This window comes from Streptomyces sp. GQ60, assembly GCF_059758875.1.
This window is the reverse complement of record NZ_JCAXEG010000001.1, coordinates 501,223-516,275: the sequence shown is the minus strand read 5'-3', so window position 1 is coordinate 516,275 and position 15,053 is coordinate 501,223. Positions and strand designations below refer to the sequence as shown.

The 15,053-nt window shown below is 72.0% G+C and carries 14 protein-coding genes; 10 read left to right on the top strand and 4 right to left on the bottom strand.

Annotated elements, in window-relative coordinates; all coding sequences use genetic code 11:
• Nucleotides 1-336 precede the first annotated feature (336 nt).
• Together AC6CKD_RS02430 and AC6CKD_RS02425 are read left to right on the top strand one after the other, a co-directional pair.
• Nucleotides 337-2,034 carry a chitinase gene (locus AC6CKD_RS02430; protein ID WP_498324803.1) on the top strand — a complete coding sequence of 566 codons (1,698 nt, stop codon included), beginning with the start codon at nucleotides 337-339 and terminating at the stop codon, nucleotides 2,032-2,034.
• A gap of 164 nt (nucleotides 2,035-2,198) precedes the next feature.
• Nucleotides 2,199-3,536: a M14 family metallopeptidase gene (locus tag AC6CKD_RS02425; protein ID WP_498324802.1), complete on the top strand. Its 1,338-nt coding sequence runs from the start codon at nucleotides 2,199-2,201 to the stop codon at nucleotides 3,534-3,536.
• A gap of 64 nt (nucleotides 3,537-3,600) precedes the next feature.
• On the opposite strand, the gene AC6CKD_RS02420 is transcribed toward AC6CKD_RS02425, so the two are convergent.
• The 3 genes from AC6CKD_RS02420 to AC6CKD_RS02410 all read right to left on the bottom strand — a co-directional run bounded on the left by AC6CKD_RS02420 (nucleotide 3,601) and on the right by AC6CKD_RS02410 (nucleotide 6,792).
• Nucleotides 3,601-5,439 (bottom strand): serine/threonine-protein kinase, encoded by a 1,839-nt coding sequence (locus AC6CKD_RS02420; protein ID WP_498324800.1) that lies wholly within the window; start codon nucleotides 5,437-5,439, stop codon nucleotides 3,601-3,603.
• A gap of 178 nt (nucleotides 5,440-5,617) precedes the next feature.
• Nucleotides 5,618-6,028 (bottom strand): RidA family protein, encoded by a 411-nt coding sequence (locus AC6CKD_RS02415; RefSeq protein ID WP_498324799.1) that lies wholly within the window; start codon nucleotides 6,026-6,028, stop codon nucleotides 5,618-5,620.
• Entirely contained in the window at nucleotides 6,025-6,792 is a 768-nt protein-coding gene (locus tag AC6CKD_RS02410; RefSeq protein WP_498324797.1) for an IclR family transcriptional regulator, read from the bottom strand. Before AC6CKD_RS02410 ends, AC6CKD_RS02415 begins: the two co-directional genes overlap by 4 nt.
• 126 nt (nucleotides 6,793-6,918) lie before the next feature.
• Between AC6CKD_RS02410 and AC6CKD_RS02405 the strand changes: the two genes are divergently transcribed.
• The 5 genes from AC6CKD_RS02405 to AC6CKD_RS02385 all read left to right on the top strand — a co-directional run bounded on the left by AC6CKD_RS02405 (nucleotide 6,919) and on the right by AC6CKD_RS02385 (nucleotide 11,766).
• Nucleotides 6,919-8,196: an amino acid deaminase gene (locus tag AC6CKD_RS02405; protein ID WP_498325411.1), complete on the top strand. Its 1,278-nt coding sequence runs from the start codon at nucleotides 6,919-6,921 to the stop codon at nucleotides 8,194-8,196.
• Nucleotides 8,197-8,200: 4 nt separating this feature from the next.
• The gene (locus tag AC6CKD_RS02400) at nucleotides 8,201-9,772 is read left to right on the top strand and encodes an N-acyl-D-amino-acid deacylase family protein (protein WP_498324796.1); all 1,572 of its coding nucleotides are present in this window, start codon (nucleotides 8,201-8,203) and stop codon (nucleotides 9,770-9,772) included.
• 22 nt (nucleotides 9,773-9,794) lie between these two features.
• Entirely contained in the window at nucleotides 9,795-10,826 is a 1,032-nt protein-coding gene (locus AC6CKD_RS02395) for a YdcF family protein (RefSeq protein ID WP_498324795.1), read from the top strand.
• 100 nt (nucleotides 10,827-10,926) lie between these two features.
• On the top strand, nucleotides 10,927-11,112 hold the full coding sequence (locus AC6CKD_RS02390) for a hypothetical protein (protein WP_243340661.1): 186 nt from the start codon (nucleotides 10,927-10,929) through the stop codon (nucleotides 11,110-11,112).
• Nucleotides 11,113-11,244: 132 nt separating this feature from the next.
• Nucleotides 11,245-11,766, top strand: coding sequence for a nitroreductase/quinone reductase family protein (locus tag AC6CKD_RS02385; protein WP_498324793.1), 522 nt, complete (start codon nucleotides 11,245-11,247; stop codon nucleotides 11,764-11,766).
• Here the strand turns inward: AC6CKD_RS02385 and AC6CKD_RS02380 are convergent.
• Nucleotides 11,747-12,391, bottom strand: a complete 645-nt coding sequence (locus AC6CKD_RS02380) for a DUF4386 domain-containing protein (RefSeq protein ID WP_498324791.1) — start codon at nucleotides 12,389-12,391, stop codon at nucleotides 11,747-11,749. The genes AC6CKD_RS02385 and AC6CKD_RS02380 overlap by 20 nt on opposite strands.
• 143 nt (nucleotides 12,392-12,534) lie before the next feature.
• Here AC6CKD_RS02380 and AC6CKD_RS02375 point away from each other — a divergent pair, with 143 nt between their 5' ends.
• The 3 genes from AC6CKD_RS02375 (at nucleotide 12,535) to AC6CKD_RS02365 (ending at nucleotide 15,006) form a co-directional block, all read left to right on the top strand.
• Nucleotides 12,535-13,215, top strand: a complete 681-nt coding sequence (locus tag AC6CKD_RS02375; RefSeq protein ID WP_498324790.1) for a TetR/AcrR family transcriptional regulator C-terminal domain-containing protein — start codon at nucleotides 12,535-12,537, stop codon at nucleotides 13,213-13,215.
• A gap of 295 nt (nucleotides 13,216-13,510) precedes the next feature.
• Nucleotides 13,511-14,722: a PTS transporter subunit EIIC gene (locus AC6CKD_RS02370; protein ID WP_498325409.1), complete on the top strand. Its 1,212-nt coding sequence runs from the start codon at nucleotides 13,511-13,513 to the stop codon at nucleotides 14,720-14,722.
• Nucleotides 14,719-15,006 carry a DeoR family transcriptional regulator gene (locus AC6CKD_RS02365; RefSeq protein ID WP_498324788.1) on the top strand — a complete coding sequence of 96 codons (288 nt, stop codon included), beginning with the start codon at nucleotides 14,719-14,721 and terminating at the stop codon, nucleotides 15,004-15,006. Before AC6CKD_RS02370 ends, AC6CKD_RS02365 begins: the two co-directional genes overlap by 4 nt.
• Nucleotides 15,007-15,053 lie beyond the last annotated feature (47 nt).

Below are 15,053 nucleotides of genomic sequence, written 5' to 3'. Positions count from 1 at the left end.
CATCCGCGGGCGTTCCCCTGACCGCGGTGCGTGCGCGCGTGCTGCGCGACCGCAAACGATCAACACCCTTCCCCCTTGCCCCAGCACCATATCCACGTCCTTCCTGACAGGGCAGGGCCTTGCGCATTCCCGTGCCACCGGCACGTGTCACGGAGGTCGGGAAAATCCGGACAACAAGGATCGGAAGACGACGGGCGGGTCGATCAGTTCAAGCCATATTGCAAACACTCTTGACATGGACATTGGACTAGACCAACTTGGCTGCGGGGCACCCCACTTGCCCCGGAACCTCTTCTGACGCGCTCTCACTTCCCCACTCCCCCCACCGGAGCCCACGTGAACCGCATACGCTCCCTCGCCATCCCGCTCGCCGTGACCCTCGCCGCCGCCGGGCTCACCGCGCTGGCCACCGGCACCGCCCGGGCCGCCGACGTCAACGTCGTCCGCAACGGCGGTTTCGAGTCCGGCCTCGCCAACTGGACGTGCACCTCCGGCAGCGGCGCCGTCGTCTCCTCCCCCGTCTTCGCGGGGGCCGGCGCCCTCAAGGCCACCCCGGCCGGCCAGGACAACGCCCGGTGCAGCCAGGTCGTCACCGTCAAGCCGAGCTCGACGTACGCGCTGAGCCAGCAGGTCAACGGCTCGTACGTGTACCTCGGCGCGACCGGGACCGGCACCCAGGACGTCTCCACCTGGACCCCCGGCACCGGTGGCGGCTTCCAGAAGCTGTCCACCACCTTCACCACCGGCCCGAACACCACCCAGGTCACGGTCTACACCCACGGGTGGTACGGCCAGCCGGGCTTCGTGGTCGACGAGTTCAGCGTCTTCGGCCCCGACGGCGGAGGCGGCACCGATCCCGCGCCGACCATCCCCGGCGCTCCGGCCGGCAGCGCCGTTTCCGGCCAGAGCTCCAGCGGGCTCACCCTTTCGTGGAACACGGTCAGCGGAGCCGCCGGCTATTACGTGTATCAGGACGGCGCCCGCGTCCGGACCGTGACCTCGGGCACCTCCGCGCAGATCACCGGGCTCGCCGCGTCGACCTCGTACTCCTTCCAGGTGAGCGCGTACAACGCGGCCGGCGAGGGCGCGAAGGGCGCCGCGGTCACCGGCACCACCACCAGCGGCGGGGGCGGCAACCCGAACCCGGCGGTGCCCAAGCACGCACTGACCGGCTACTGGCAGAACTTCGACAACGGCGCGACCGTCCAGAAGATCTCCGACGTCTCCGCGCAGTACGACATCATCGCCGTCTCCTTCGCCGACGCCACGGCCACGCCCGGCGCCATCACCTTCAACCTCGACTCGGCCGGCCTCGGCGGCTACACGGTCCCCCAGTTCAAGGCGGACATCGCCGCGAAGAAGGCGGCCGGCAAGTCCGTCATCCTCTCCATCGGCGGCGAGAAGGGCACCATCTCGGTCAACGACTCGGCGTCCGCGACCAACCTCGCGAACTCCGCGTACGCGCTGATGCAGGAGTACGGCTTCACCGGGATCGACATCGACCTGGAGAACGGTCTCAACCCGACCTACATGACCCAGGCGCTGCGCGCGCTGTCGGCGAAGGCCGGGCCCTCGCTCGTCCTCACGATGGCCCCGCAGACCATCGACATGCAGTCGACCCAGGGCGGCTACTTCAAGACGGCTCTCGCCGTGAAGGACATCCTGACCGTCGTGAACATGCAGTACTACAACAGCGGCTCGATGAACGGCTGCGACGGCAACGTGTACCACCAGGGCTCGGTGGACTTCCTCACCGCGCTGGCCTGCATCCAGCTGGAGGGCGGGCTCGATCCCTCGCAGGTGGGCATCGGGGTCCCGGCCTCCCCCAGCGGCGCGGGCAGCGGCTACGTCTCGCCGGCCGTCGTGAACAGCGCGCTGGACTGCCTGACCAGGGGCACGAGCTGCGGGACCTTCAAGCCGTCGAAGACCTACCCGGGACTGCGCGGCGCGATGACCTGGTCGACCAACTGGGACGCCAAGGCGGGTAGCGCTTGGTCCAACGCGGTGGGTCCGAAGGTCCACGGCCTGCCGTAGCAGGTAGGTGTGTGGGGACGGCCGACCGGTGGCCGCCACCGTCCCGTCAGTGGCCGGTCACCGGTCGGCCCGTTGGCCGATTCGGATTCTTGACCCGGACATGCCACGAGAGCACGCTGTGCGCGTCCGCACGGCTACCCCCACACTCCCACCCAGGAGAACGCATGCGGCTCCACCACCGCCGAAGGGCCGCCATCACGGCGGCCCTTCTCGCGCTCGCGCTCGGCGCACCCGCCTACGGCATGAGTGCGACGGCTGCCCCGCCACCCACCCCGTCGACCGCCACCCAGGACGAGTCGATCGTCCAGTACGAGATCCAGGGCCCGTCCACCGCGGTCGAACGCACCGCCCTGCTCCGTACCGGCGCCTCCATCGACGAGGTCGACACCCGCTCGGTCGTCGTCAGCGCCGACACGATGCAGGCCAAGAAGCTGCGCGCACTCGGCTACGAGCTGACCGCGCTGCCCGGACCGCCGGACCGTTCCGACGGGCGCGACATCGCCGCCGGGATCAACGACTTCCCGTCGAAGGACGCGCTCTACCACAACTACGCCGAGGCGAGCGCGGAGATCGACCAGCGCGTCGCCCAGTACCCCTCGATCATCAGCAAGCGGGTCATCGGAAAGTCCTACCAGGGCCGGGACCTCGTCGCGATCAAGATCAGCGACAACGTCGCGACCGACGAGGCCGAGCCCGAGGTGCTCTTCACCGCGCACCAGCACGCCCGCGAGCACCTGACCGTCGAGATGGCCCTGTACCTGCTCAAGGAGTTCGGCTCCAAGTACGGGACGGACGCGCGGGTCACCAACATGGTCAACGCCCGCGAGATCTGGATCATCCCCGACCTCAATCCGGACGGCGGCGAGTACGACATCGCCTCCGGCTCGTACCGCTCCTGGCGCAAGAACCGGCAGCCGAACGCCGGCTCCTCCTACGTCGGCACGGACGAGAACCGCAACTGGAACTACAAGTGGGGCTGCTGCGGCGGCTCCAGCGGCAGCAAGAGCTCCGAGACCTACCGGGGCCCGGCCGCCGAGTCGGCGCCCGAGGTGAAGGCCGTCTCGGACTTCGTGCGCAGCCGCGTGATCGGCGGCAAGCAGCAGATCACGGCCGCCATCGACTTCCACACGTACAGCGAGCTGGTGCTGTGGCCGTACGGGTGGACGTACAACGACACGGCGCCCGGACTGACCGCCGACGACCTGGCCGTGTTCAAGAAGATCGGCACCAGCATGGCGGCCAGCAACGGCTACACGCCGGAGCAGTCGAGCGACCTGTACATCACGGACGGGACGATCGACGACTGGCTGTGGGGCGACCAGAAGATCTTCGGCTACACCTTCGAGATGTACCCGGCCGGTTCCGGCGGCGGCGGCTTCTACCCGCCGGACGAGGTCATCGCCAATGAAACGGCGCGCAACAAGGAAGCGGTGCTCCAGCTCCTGGAGAACGCGGACTGCATGTACCGGTCGATCGGCAAGCAGGCGCAGTACTGCCCGTAGGGCTGGTCGTCGGGTGAACCGGGGGCGCCCCACCGCCAGGGGGGCGCCCCTCCTCCGTGTCCGCTCAGTCCTTCGCCGCGTCCTGGGCATTGCGCCAGACCGTGAGGTCGACGGTGACGAACCGGGTCGACTCCTTGGCGCCCGTCCTGCCGCGGAAGGTCACCACGGCGATGTGCCCCGCCTTGCTCAGCACGCAGACCTGCGAGCCGTCCGTGAGCTCGTCGAGGCCGAGCTTCTCGGTGAAGCGCGTCACCGTGCGGCAGGTCTCCAGGGAGCCCTTCTCGGAGTTGTTCAGCAGGACGAGCTTGCCGTTGTCGGTGCCGAACTTCTCGTCCCCGAACAGGGTGTCCCGGTAGTAGAAGAGGTCACCCTTTCCGTAGAGCACGCCGCTGTTGGTCTCTGCGGGGCGCGGCGGATTGTCGGCGAACAGCACCTGGTGGTTCTCGGGCATCTCGATGCGCTGGTACGAGACCGGCTGCGGGTCGGCGCGCTTCTCGGTCCCGCCCGGCGAGGCGCTCGCGCTCGCCGTGCCGCTCCCGCTGCCGGGCGACCCGGCCGCACCGTTCTTCTTGGAGTCGTCCGGCAGCAGGTTCCCGATGACGGCGAGCCCGATGACCGCGCCCACGACGGACAGGGTGACGATCAGCCCGGTCCGCTTGGGACGGGCCGGGGCGGGCGGGTACGCGGGCTGCCCCCACCCGGGCTGCGCGTACGTGGGCTGCGGGTACGAGGGCTGCGCGTACGAAGGCTGCTGCCGCGGAGGCTGCGCGTACGGCGGCGGCGTCCCGTAGCCGGTCGGCACCGTCGCCTGCCCGGGCCGCGCCGGAGCGGCCTGCGCCGGGGCCGCCTGCGTCGGGGCGGCGGCAAGGCCCGTGGGCGTGTACCCGGGCGCGGCGGCGGGGGCCGGGGGCGCGCTCGGCGCCGGAGGCTGCGCGGAGACCTCGGTCGGAGTCGCAACGGCCGCCTTCGGCGGCGGAGTGGGGGCCGGGGCGGGCAGCAGCTGCACCCGCTCGGTGATGGAACCGGCGACCGCGCGCGGCAGCCAGTCCTCGCCCTGGCGCAGCGGCTCGGTGCCCGCGGCCGCGTGGCACAGCGCGATGACCTCGGTCAGCGCCGGGCGGTCGGCCGGGTCGCGGCTGAGGCACCGGGTCACCACGTCCCGCAGCTCGTCGGGCAGCCCGCCGAGATCGGGGTCCTCGTGCACGATCCGGTAGAGCACCGCGTGCGAGGGCCCGTCCCCGTAGACGGAGGACCCGGTCGCGGCGAAGGCGGCGATCTGGCCGAGGGCGAAGACGTCGGTGGCCGGGGTGACCGTGCCCGCCGAGGCCTGCTCGGGCGCCATGAACGCCGGGGTGCCGATGCTGACGCCCGTACTGGTCAGGGCGGTGCTGTCGGCGGCGCGGGCGATGCCGAAGTCGATGACGCGCGGGCCGTCGGAGGCGAGGAGGACGTTGGCGGGCTTCAGGTCGCGGTGGACGATGCCCGCGCCGTGGATCACCGTCAGGGCCTCGGCGACCCCGACCGCCAGCAGCAGCACGCTGCGCGGCGGCAGCGCGCCGTGGTGGGCCACGGCGTGCGCGAGCGAGGGGCCGGGCACGTAGGCGGTGGCCAGCCAGGGCTGGGAGCCCTCCGTGTCGGAGTCGATGACCGGAGCGGTGTAGAGGCCCTGGACCCGCTCCGCGGACCGCACCTCCTGCTGGAAGCGCCGCCGGAACTCGGGGTCCTCGCTGAACTCGGACCGGATCACCTTGATGGCGATGGGCCGGCCGCCCGGCGTGTACGAGAGGTACACCTTGCCCATGCCGCCCGCACCGAGTACGGCCGCGAGCCGGTAGCCGCCCACGACCTCCGGATCGTCCGCCTTGAGCGGTTGGAAGATGCCTGCCGAAGGTGCGCTGCTCATGAGGATCCATCCCTGCTGGCGGCGTTCCCCGGCCCCCGCCGACGCCCCGAAGTCATCCGTGAGCGTACCCAATGCGCGGTCGGCCCCGGGACCCGGACCGCGGCGCCCGCGGCGGAAGTTGGCAGCGCCTGCCGCCACCGGTCCTCGGCCGCGCGGGCGGCTGATCCGAAGAGACGGCTTAGCCGAGCACCGCGAGGGCGTCGATCTCGATCAGCAGGTCGCCGGGGAGGCCCACGTACACGGTGGTGCGGGCGGAGGGGGCCTCCTTCAGGTTCTGCTCCTCGAAGTAGGCGTTGTAGATCCCGTTCATCTCTTCGAAGTGCGAGGTGTCGGTGAGGTAGACCCGCAGCATCATCACGTCGTCCCAGGTGGCGCCGCCCGCCTCCAGGACGGAGCGGACGTTCTCCAGCGTCTGGAGGGTCTGCTCGCGCAGGGTGGGGCCGGCCGGCGTGGGCTCCTGCCCGTCCACGTGCGGGAGGAAGCCGACCTGGCCGGCGACCTGGAGGATGTTGCCCTTGCGGACGCCGTGCGAGAACTTCGCGGGCGGGTCGGTGTGGGTGGCGGGGGTGATCGCGGTCTTGTCGGTCATGGCTGCCTGTCTTCCTGTACGGGGCCCGAGCCTGAGTACTCGCGGCCGATGGCGTCGGCGGTCTGCCGTACGAGCGGGAGGAGTTCGAGGAGCCCGGCGACGGAGAGGACCACGCCGGGGGCGGAGACGGACATCGCGGCGACCACGCGGCCGTCGGGTCCGCGTACGGGGGCGGCGAGGCAGTTCAGGGACTCCTCGTGGCCGCCGATGTCCGTGGCCCACCCCTGGGCGCGCACGAGGTCCAGCTCGCGCAGGTACGCGGCGGCGTCGGGGGTGGAGCGGGACGTGTAGGCCGGGTACTCGATGCGCGCGGCCAGGGCCCGGCGCTCCGCCTCCGGCAGGTCGGCGATCAGCAGCTTCGCGACGGCGGCGACGGTGAGGGGAACGGGCCGGCCGATGCGCGAGTACATCCGTACCGCGTCGCGGCTGTCCACCTTGTCCACGTAGACGACCTCGTCGTCCTGGTGGAGGGCGAGGTGCACGGTGTGCCCGGTGATCCGGTTCAGCTCCAGCAGGTGCGGATGCGCGACCTCGCGGACGTCGAGGTTCTCGATGGACTCGGAGGCCAGGGCGAAGAGGGAGGCGCCGAGCCGGTAGCGGCCGTCGCCCTGCCGGTACACGAAGCCGTGCGCCTGGAGGGTCCGCAGCAGCCGCAGGGCCGTGCTCTTGTGCACGTCGAGCACCTCGGCGACCTCGCCGAGCCCGGCCGGGCCCTTGGCCAGGGCGGGCAGGATCCGGAGCGCCCGCTCCACCGACTGGCTCACGCCGTGTCCCTTCGAACGCGGGCCCGTTGACCCGTCGTCACCCGGAATGTTAGACAGCATGCAGCGGCATGCGCAACGATCGTTGCGGTGCACGCAACGACCGCACACGCCCGGGAGGCCCACACCATGCCCAGCGACCCCGTCCAGGCCCTCGCCCAGGAGCCGGTGGACCACCGCTTCAAGGGACTCCCCCCGGACGCCGGGCAGGCGGGCCTCACCGTCGGGGAGCTGACCGCCCAGCGGCGCAACCTGCACACGGGCGGGTTCACCACCCCCGTGCTCACGCTCGACGCCGAGGCGCTGAGCCACAACCTCGCCGCCCTCGGCGGCTACGCCGAGCGCCACGGCCTCGCCTTCGCCCCGCACGGCAAGACCTGCATGGCCCCGCAGCTGTTCCGGCGCCAGCTCGACCACGGGGCCTGGGGCATCACCGCCGCCGTGCCCCACCAGGCCCGCGTCTACCGGGCGTTCGGCATCCGGCGCATCTTCCTCGCCAACGAGCTCGTCGACGCCGCCGCCCTGCGCTGGGTGGCCGCGGAGCTCGCCGCGGACCCGGGGTTCCGGTTCGTCTGCTACGTGGACTCCGTGCGCGGGGTCCAGCTGATGGACCGGGCCCTTCAGGGGCAGCCGCAGCGCGTGGACGTGGTCGTCGAGCTCGGCGCCGGGGAAGGCGCCCGCACGGGGGCCCGTACGGACGAGGACTGCCGGGCCGTCGCGGACGCGGTGGCGGGGACCGGCACCCTGCGCCTGGTCGGCATCGCCGGATACGAGGCGGAGGTGCCCGGCGCCGACCCGGACTCCGTGCACGCCTACTTGCGCCGGCTGACCGGCCTGGCGGCCGAGTTCGACAAGGCGGGGCGGTTCGAGGGGGTCGGGGAGATCGTCGTCAGCGCGGGCGGCTCCGCCTGGTTCGACGCCGTCGCCGACGTGTTCGCCGAGCTGCCGGAGCTCTCGCAGCCGGTCCTGAAGCTGCTGCGCTCCGGTGCGTACGTCTCCCACGACCACGGCTGGTACACCCGGCTCACCCCCTTCAACCGGGTCCCCGAGGAGGGCGGCCTGCGCCCCGCCTTCCGGCTCTGGGCGCAGGTGGTGTCCCGCCCCTCCCCCACCCAGGCGTATCTCAACGCCGGCAAGCGGGACATCGCGTACGACCTGGGGCTGCCCGAGGTGGAGCTCGTGCGCGATCCCCTCACCGGCGCCGAGCGGCCGGCCACGGGGATCCGCGTCCTCAAGCTGTCCGACCAGCACACCTGGCTGGAAACCGGCTCCGCCGAGGACGTGCAGGTCGGCGACTGGGTGGCGCTGGGGATGTCCCACCCGTGCACGATCTTCGAGAAGTGGCCGCTGATCCCGGTGGTGGAGGCCGACGGCACGGTCACGGAGTACGTCCGGACGTTCTTCTAAGCCCATGGACCTGGTCATCCGCGGGGCCCGCGTCGTCGACGGCACGGGCGGGCCCTCCTACACGGCCGACGTCGGGATCCACGAGGGCCGCATCGCCGAAGTGGGCCGCATCGCGGGCGGCGGGCGGCACACGCTCGACGCCCACGGCCTCGCCCTGGCCCCCGGCTTCATCGACATGCACGCCCACAGCGACCTCGCCCTGCTGCGCGATCCCGACCACGGCGCGAAGGCCGCCCAGGGCGTGACCCTCGAAGTCCTGGGCCAGGACGGCCTGTCCTACGCCCCCGTCGACGACCGCACGCTGGCCGAGGTGCGGGCCGCCATCGCCGGCTGGAACGGCACGGGCGAGGACATCGACTTCGACTGGCGCACGGTCGGCGGGTACCTGGACCGGCTGGACGCGCAGGGCATCGCCGTCAACGCCGCCTATCTCGTCCCGCAGGGCACCGTCCGCGCGCACGTCGTGGGCTGGGGCGACCGCCCCGCCACCCCGGCGGAGCTCGACCGCATGCGGGCCCTGGTCGCCGAGGGACTCGCCCAGGGCGCCGTCGGCATGTCCTCCGGGCTCACCTACACCCCGGGCATGTACGCGTCCGGCGCCGAACTGACCGAGCTGTGCCGGGTGGTGGCGGAGTACGGCGGCTACTACTGCCCGCACCACCGCTCGTACGGCCGCGACGCCCTGGCCGCCTACGCCGAGATGGTCGAGCTGACCCGCGAGGCCGGCTGCGCCCTGCACCTGGCGCACGCCACGATGAACTTCGGGGAGAACGAAGGCCGGGCGGGCGAGCTGCTCGCCCTGCTCGACCGAGCGCTGGCCGGCGGGGCCGACATCACCCTCGACAGCTATCCGTACACCCCCGGCTGCACCACCCTGGTCGCCCTGCTGCCCGGTTGGGCGAACGAGGGCGGACCCGAGGCGGTCCTGGCGCGCCTGCGCGACGACGCCGAGGCCGAGCGGATCCGGTACGCGCTGGAGGTGGAGGGGGCCGACGGCTGCCACGGGGTACCCGTCGACTGGTCGACGATCGAGATCGCCGGGACCACGGATCCGGCCTACGGGGCGTACGTCGGCACGCGCGTCCCCGACTGGGACACGGCCCGGGCGCTGCTGCTGGGCGACCGGCTCGGTCCGAGCATCCTGCAGCACGTCGGGCACGAGGAGAACGTACGGGCGATCATGCGCCACCCGGTCCACACGGGCGGCTCGGACGGCATCCTGCAGGGGGCGAAACCGCATCCGCGGGCCTACGGCACCTTCCCGCACTACCTCGGGCACTACGTGCGCGAGCTGGGCGTCCTCTCCCTGGAGGAGTGCGTCGCCCACCTCTCCGGCCGCCCCGCCGCCCGGCTGCGGCTGCCGGACCGGGGGCTGGTGCGCGTCGGGCACCGGGCCGACCTCGTCCTCTTCGATCCGCTGACGGTCGCCGCCGGATCGACGTACGAGCGCCCGCGCGCGCTGCCGGCCGGGATCCCGCACGTCCTGATCGACGGGCGTTTCACCGTCCGGGACGGGCGCAGGACGGACGTCCTCGCCGGGCGGGCCGTCCGTCGCACGCCGCACGGCGGCCGCTGATGGGCCGTATTCCACACTTACGATGAGCGGCATGTACGCCTTTGGCGCCTTCTTCGTACCCGCCGCCCTCTTCCTGGTCCTCTTCGGTGTGAGCGTCCGGGAGGACCGCCGGCTCTTCCGCAACGCGGTCTACCTGGGCCTCACGTTCATCTTCGCCTCGGTCGGGCTGCTGTCGCAGGTCACGCGCCTGCCGGCCGGCCTGGCCCAGATCGTGGTCGCGGTGGTCTTCCTGGTGCCCGCCATCGGCACGCTCGCGCTCGGCGTCTTCCTGATCGGCAACGGTCTGACGATGGTCCGCAAGGAGGGCCGGCGGCCGGGGAACCTGCTGTCCCTCGCGGCGGGCGTGGCGATCTTCCTCCTCATCGCGTTCGTCTTCGTGACGGCCAACACGGGACCGCCCGCCCTGGACGCCGTGGTGGTCGGGGTGGTCCTCCTCACCGCGTACGTCTCCTTCCTCTTCCTCTGCTTCCTGGCCTACGCCTACCTCTACGGGCGGATCAAGGTGCGCGGGGACGTGGACTACGTGGTGATGCTCGGCTCCGGCCTGATCGGCGGCGACCGGGTCCCGCCCCTGCTGGCCTCGCGGCTGCGCAAGGGGCAGGCGATCCACGACGCCCAGATCGCGCGGGGCGGACGGGCGCCGCTGCTGCTGACCTCGGGCGGCAAGGGCACGGACGAGAAGGTCGCGGAGGCGCGGGCGATGGCGGACTGGCTGATGGCGGAGGGCGGCGTGCCGCGGGAGCACCTGCGGCTGGAGGACCGGTCCCGCACGACGGAGGAGAACCTCCTGTTCAGCCGGACCATCATGGAGGCGGAGGACCCCTCCTACCGCTGCGTGGTGGTCACCAACAGCTTCCACGCCTTCCGCGCCGCGATGATGGCCCGCAAGGCCGGGGTCAACGGGCAGGTGCTCGGCTCGCCGACGGCGAAGTACTTCTGGCCGAGCGCGACGATCCGGGAGTTCGTGGCGGTGTTCTGGGAGCACAAGATCGCCAACCTCAGCATCTGCGGCGCCGTCGTCGCCCTGACCGCGGTACTGGCGCTGGCGGTCTGACCCCGGGCGCAACGGGGCGGGGGGCCCGGATCCCGCCAAGGTGCGTTCTTGGGGGCCCGGCCGGAGGATGGGGGCCAGGGGGACACAGCAGGAGGTAGCGATGGACAGTGAATCGGACCAGCAGCCCCAGCGCCCCGCCCACCTGTACACGGGGTCGGAGCACCCGTTCGACCCCGAGGACCTCGTGATGGCGCGCGGCCAGGACGTGACTCCGGAGCGGGTCGAGAAGGCCCGCAAGCTGATCGAGAAGGAGGGCGCGAGGGCGCTCGAACGCTACCTCCCTTAGGCGGGCCCGGAGCGGGGCGGACCGGGCTCCCCGGTCCGCCCCGAGGTGCGCGGCGGCCGGTACGCATCCAGAATCGGTGGATGCTCGTTAGCCCGCGCGGGGGCCGATTCCGAAGGGACGACAACGATGCCGATGCGCGCGACGCATACGACCGGCACCACCCACTCCCGCGCCCACGCGCCCGCGACCGTGCCCGTACGGGGTGACGCGACCGTCGACTGGGACCACCCGGCCGACCCGCCGGCCGGGCAGCTCTCCACGCACGTGCGCGCCTACGTCGACAGCTCCGGCGCCGACGGGCACCTGTGGCACGGCGTCCCGACGCTGCTCCTGACCACCCTCGACCGGTTCTCCGGCCGGCCCGTGCGCACCCCGCTGATCTACGCGAAGGACGACGGCCGCCACATCGTGCTGGCCACCGCGGCCGACGGCACGCCCGGCGTCCCCTCCTGGTACCGCGACCTCACCGCCCACCCCGAGGTCCGCCTCCAGGTCGGCGCCCTGACCGCGCGGGCCCGCGCCCGCACGGCGACCGCGGCGGAGCGGGAGACGTACTGGGAGGCCGTGACCGCCCTGTGGCCCGCCTACGAGGACCACCAGGCGGCGGCCGCCCCCCGGGAGATCCCGCTCGTCATCATCGAGCGCGCGCACTGACCCCGCGGGTCCCGAAGCCCTTGACGATCAGCCAGCCGGCCAGTGCCAGTTCCCAGGCGAACACGGGGAGCGCGGCGGCGGCCCCCGCCGGGGAGAGCTGCTCGTAGGCCCCGAACATGACGGCGACGGCCGAGGCGCAGATGAGCGGACCGCCGACCAGCCCGAGCACGGCGATGAAGCGCGGCACGAGCCGTGCGCGGTAGGCGAGCCAGGCGAGCAGGACGGTGTTCAGGCCGAGGGCGATGTTGGGTCCGAGCAGGAACGTCCAGTCGTGCACGGCCACCAGCGCGGCGTCGGCGCCGTCCGCCGCCCCCGCGTCCCGCCGCAGGGTGACGAGCGCCAGGACGGCGACGATCCCGACGGCGATGACGGCCGCCTCCAGCAGCCGCCCGAAGGCGTACCCGAGCGCGAGCCCCTCGCCGTGGCGCCGCAGGACGGGGAACAGCGCCGCCCCGGTGCCGGTCACCGCCACGACGAGCACCACCTCGCAGACCACCCCGAGCAGCGCCTGAGTGTCCGCGCCCTGCGCGAGGCGGCCGTCCGTCGCGCCCAGCAGGGGGCGGTACAGCACCGCCCCGGCTATCGCGGAGGCCTCGGTCAGCAGGAACAGCAACCCGGCGGCCACTGCGGTTCTCCGGTCCGGACTCATCTTCTCGGCACCCCTCGCTCGATGGAGGTGTACGCCGTACACCTGAGAGGGACCATAGGTGTACGTCGTACACTCGTCAAGGCGAGGGCGTTGCCGACGAGGGAAGGGGCCCACCCGCTATGAGGGGCAAGGGCAAGGACACGCAGCGGATCCCCCTGAACAGGGACCGCGTCCTGCGCGCCGCCGTCGCACTCGCCGACGCGACCGGCATCGACGCGCTCAGCATGCGCAGGCTCGCCCAGGAGCTGGGCGTCGTCCCGATGGCCCTCTACAAGCACGTGGCCAACAAGGAGGAGCTGCTCGACGGCATGGCCGACGCCGTGGTCGGCGAGATCGACCCGCCGGCCGCGGGCCCCGACTGGCGGCACGTGGTCCGCGGGCGGATCCTCTCGGCCCGGCGGGTCCTGCTCCGCCACCCCTGGGCGGCACGGGTCATCGAGTCGCGGACCGGCCCCACCCCGGCCGTACTGGCGTACCTGGACTCGATGGCCGGATGCTTCCGGGCCGGCGGCCTCTCCGCCGACCTCACGCACCACGTCATGCACGCGATGGGCAGCCGCCTGCTCGGCTTCAGCCAGGAACTGTTCGACACCTCGGCCCCCTCGGGCCCGCCGGACCCCGGGATGGCGGCGCGCTATCCGCACATCGCGGAACTGGCCGCGACGGCCGCACACGACGACGGCTCCACGGTCGGCGGCGGCTGCGACGACCAGTTCGAGTTCGAATTCGCCCTGGACCTCCTCCTGAACGGCTTCGAAACCCTCCGCCGCCAGGGCTGGACGTCCAGACGGGAGGCGTAGCGGGTGCCGCCGGAAGGCACCCGGACCCTCTGACTGCGCCGGAAGGCACGGGTCTCGGGAGGCTTGCGGCCTCAGCCTTCGGGTCGTAGGTCCACAGTCTGTCCGACCATGGGTTTATGCGGTTTTAACCGTGTTACAACTGGAACATCGCGCCGCAAATGGCGCAATTTCCTTAGTTGTTGCCCAGCCCATACAAGCGCTGCCTGCCTTGGCAACACACCCGTTTCCTCTGGAGGAAGCAGCCGTGAGTACAGCCGAGCAGACGGCGCCGTCTGCCAAGAAGAACTCCACCGCCATGGCGGTCATGCAGCGCCTCGGCCGCAGCCTCATGCTGCCGATCGCCGTGCTGCCGGCCGCCGCGCTGCTCATGCGCTTCGGCAACGACGACATGCTGGGCAGCGCCTCGCTGCCGGGCTGGTGCAACGAGATCGCCACGTACATGGCGGCCGGCGGCAACGCCGTCTTCAACAACCTGGCGCTGCTCTTCGCCGTGGGCATCGCGGTCGGCTTCGCCAAGAAGGCCGACGGCTCCACCGGCCTCGCGGCCGTCGCGGGCTACCTCGTCTTCTCGAACGTGCTCGGCACCTTCACCGACGGCAACGTCCCGCAGGTCGAGAAGGTCGTCGACCACCAGGTCGCGCTGGTCGACGCGCCCGTCAACGCCGGCGTGCTCGGCGGTGTCGTGATGGGCATCGTCACCGCCCTGCTGTTCCAGAAGTTCTACCGGACCAAGCTGCCGGACTGGGCGGGCTTCTTCGGCGGCCGCCGCCTCGTCCCGATCCTGTCCTCCTTCGCGGGCCTGGCCATCGGCATCGTCATGGGCCTGATCTGGCCGGTGCTCGGCAAGGGCATCCACGGCCTCGGCGAGTGGCTGGTCAACTCCGGCTCCGTCGGCGCGGGCATCTTCGGCGTCGTCAACCGCTCGCTGATCCCGGTCGGCATGCACCACCTGGTGAACTCCTTCCCCTGGTACCAGGCGGGCGAGTTCGACGGCAAGCACGGTGACATCGCCCGCTTCCTCGCCGGCGACCCGAGCGCCGGGCAGTTCATGACCGGCTTCTTCCCGATCATGATGTTCGCCCTCCCGGCCGCATGCCTCGCCATCACCCACTGTGCGCGCCCCGAGCGCCGCAAGGTCGTCGGCGGCATGATGTTCTCCCTCGCGCTCACCGCCTTCGTCACGGGCATCACCGAGCCGATCGAGTTCACCTTCATGTTCGTCGCCCCGGTCCTCTACGCGATCCACGCGGTCCTGACCGGCGCCTCCATGGCGCTGACCTGGTCGCTCGGCATGAAGGACGGCTTCGGCTTCTCGGCCGGCGCGATCGACTTCTTCCTCAACCTCGGCATCGCGTCCAACCCGTGGGGTCTGGCCGGCATCGGGCTCTGCTTCGCGGCGCTGTACTACGTCGTCTTCCGCTTCGCCATCACCAAGTGGAACCTGCCCACCCCGGGCCGCGAGTCCGACGAGGAGCTCGCCGAGATCCTCAAGGCCGAGGCGAAGTGACCGTGCCCGCGCGGCGCACTCCCGGCCTGGGAACGCCGTGCGGGGAGCGGCGCGAGCTGATCGTCGCCGCGGTACGGGCCAGGGGCCGCGTACGGGTCGCGGACCTCGTACGGGAGCTGGGCGTCAGCCGGATGACCATCCACCGGGACCTCCAGCACCTGGCGGCCCGGGGCCGGATCCACCGGGTCCGCTCCGGAGCGGTCTCGACGGTCTCGGCGGACTCGGCGGACTCAGCGGACTCGGCGGACTCGGCGGACTCGGCGGAAGGTACCGGGGCCGCCTGAGCTCCGCCCCGGGAGCGGGGGCGGGGCACCACCGACCGACCGGTGGT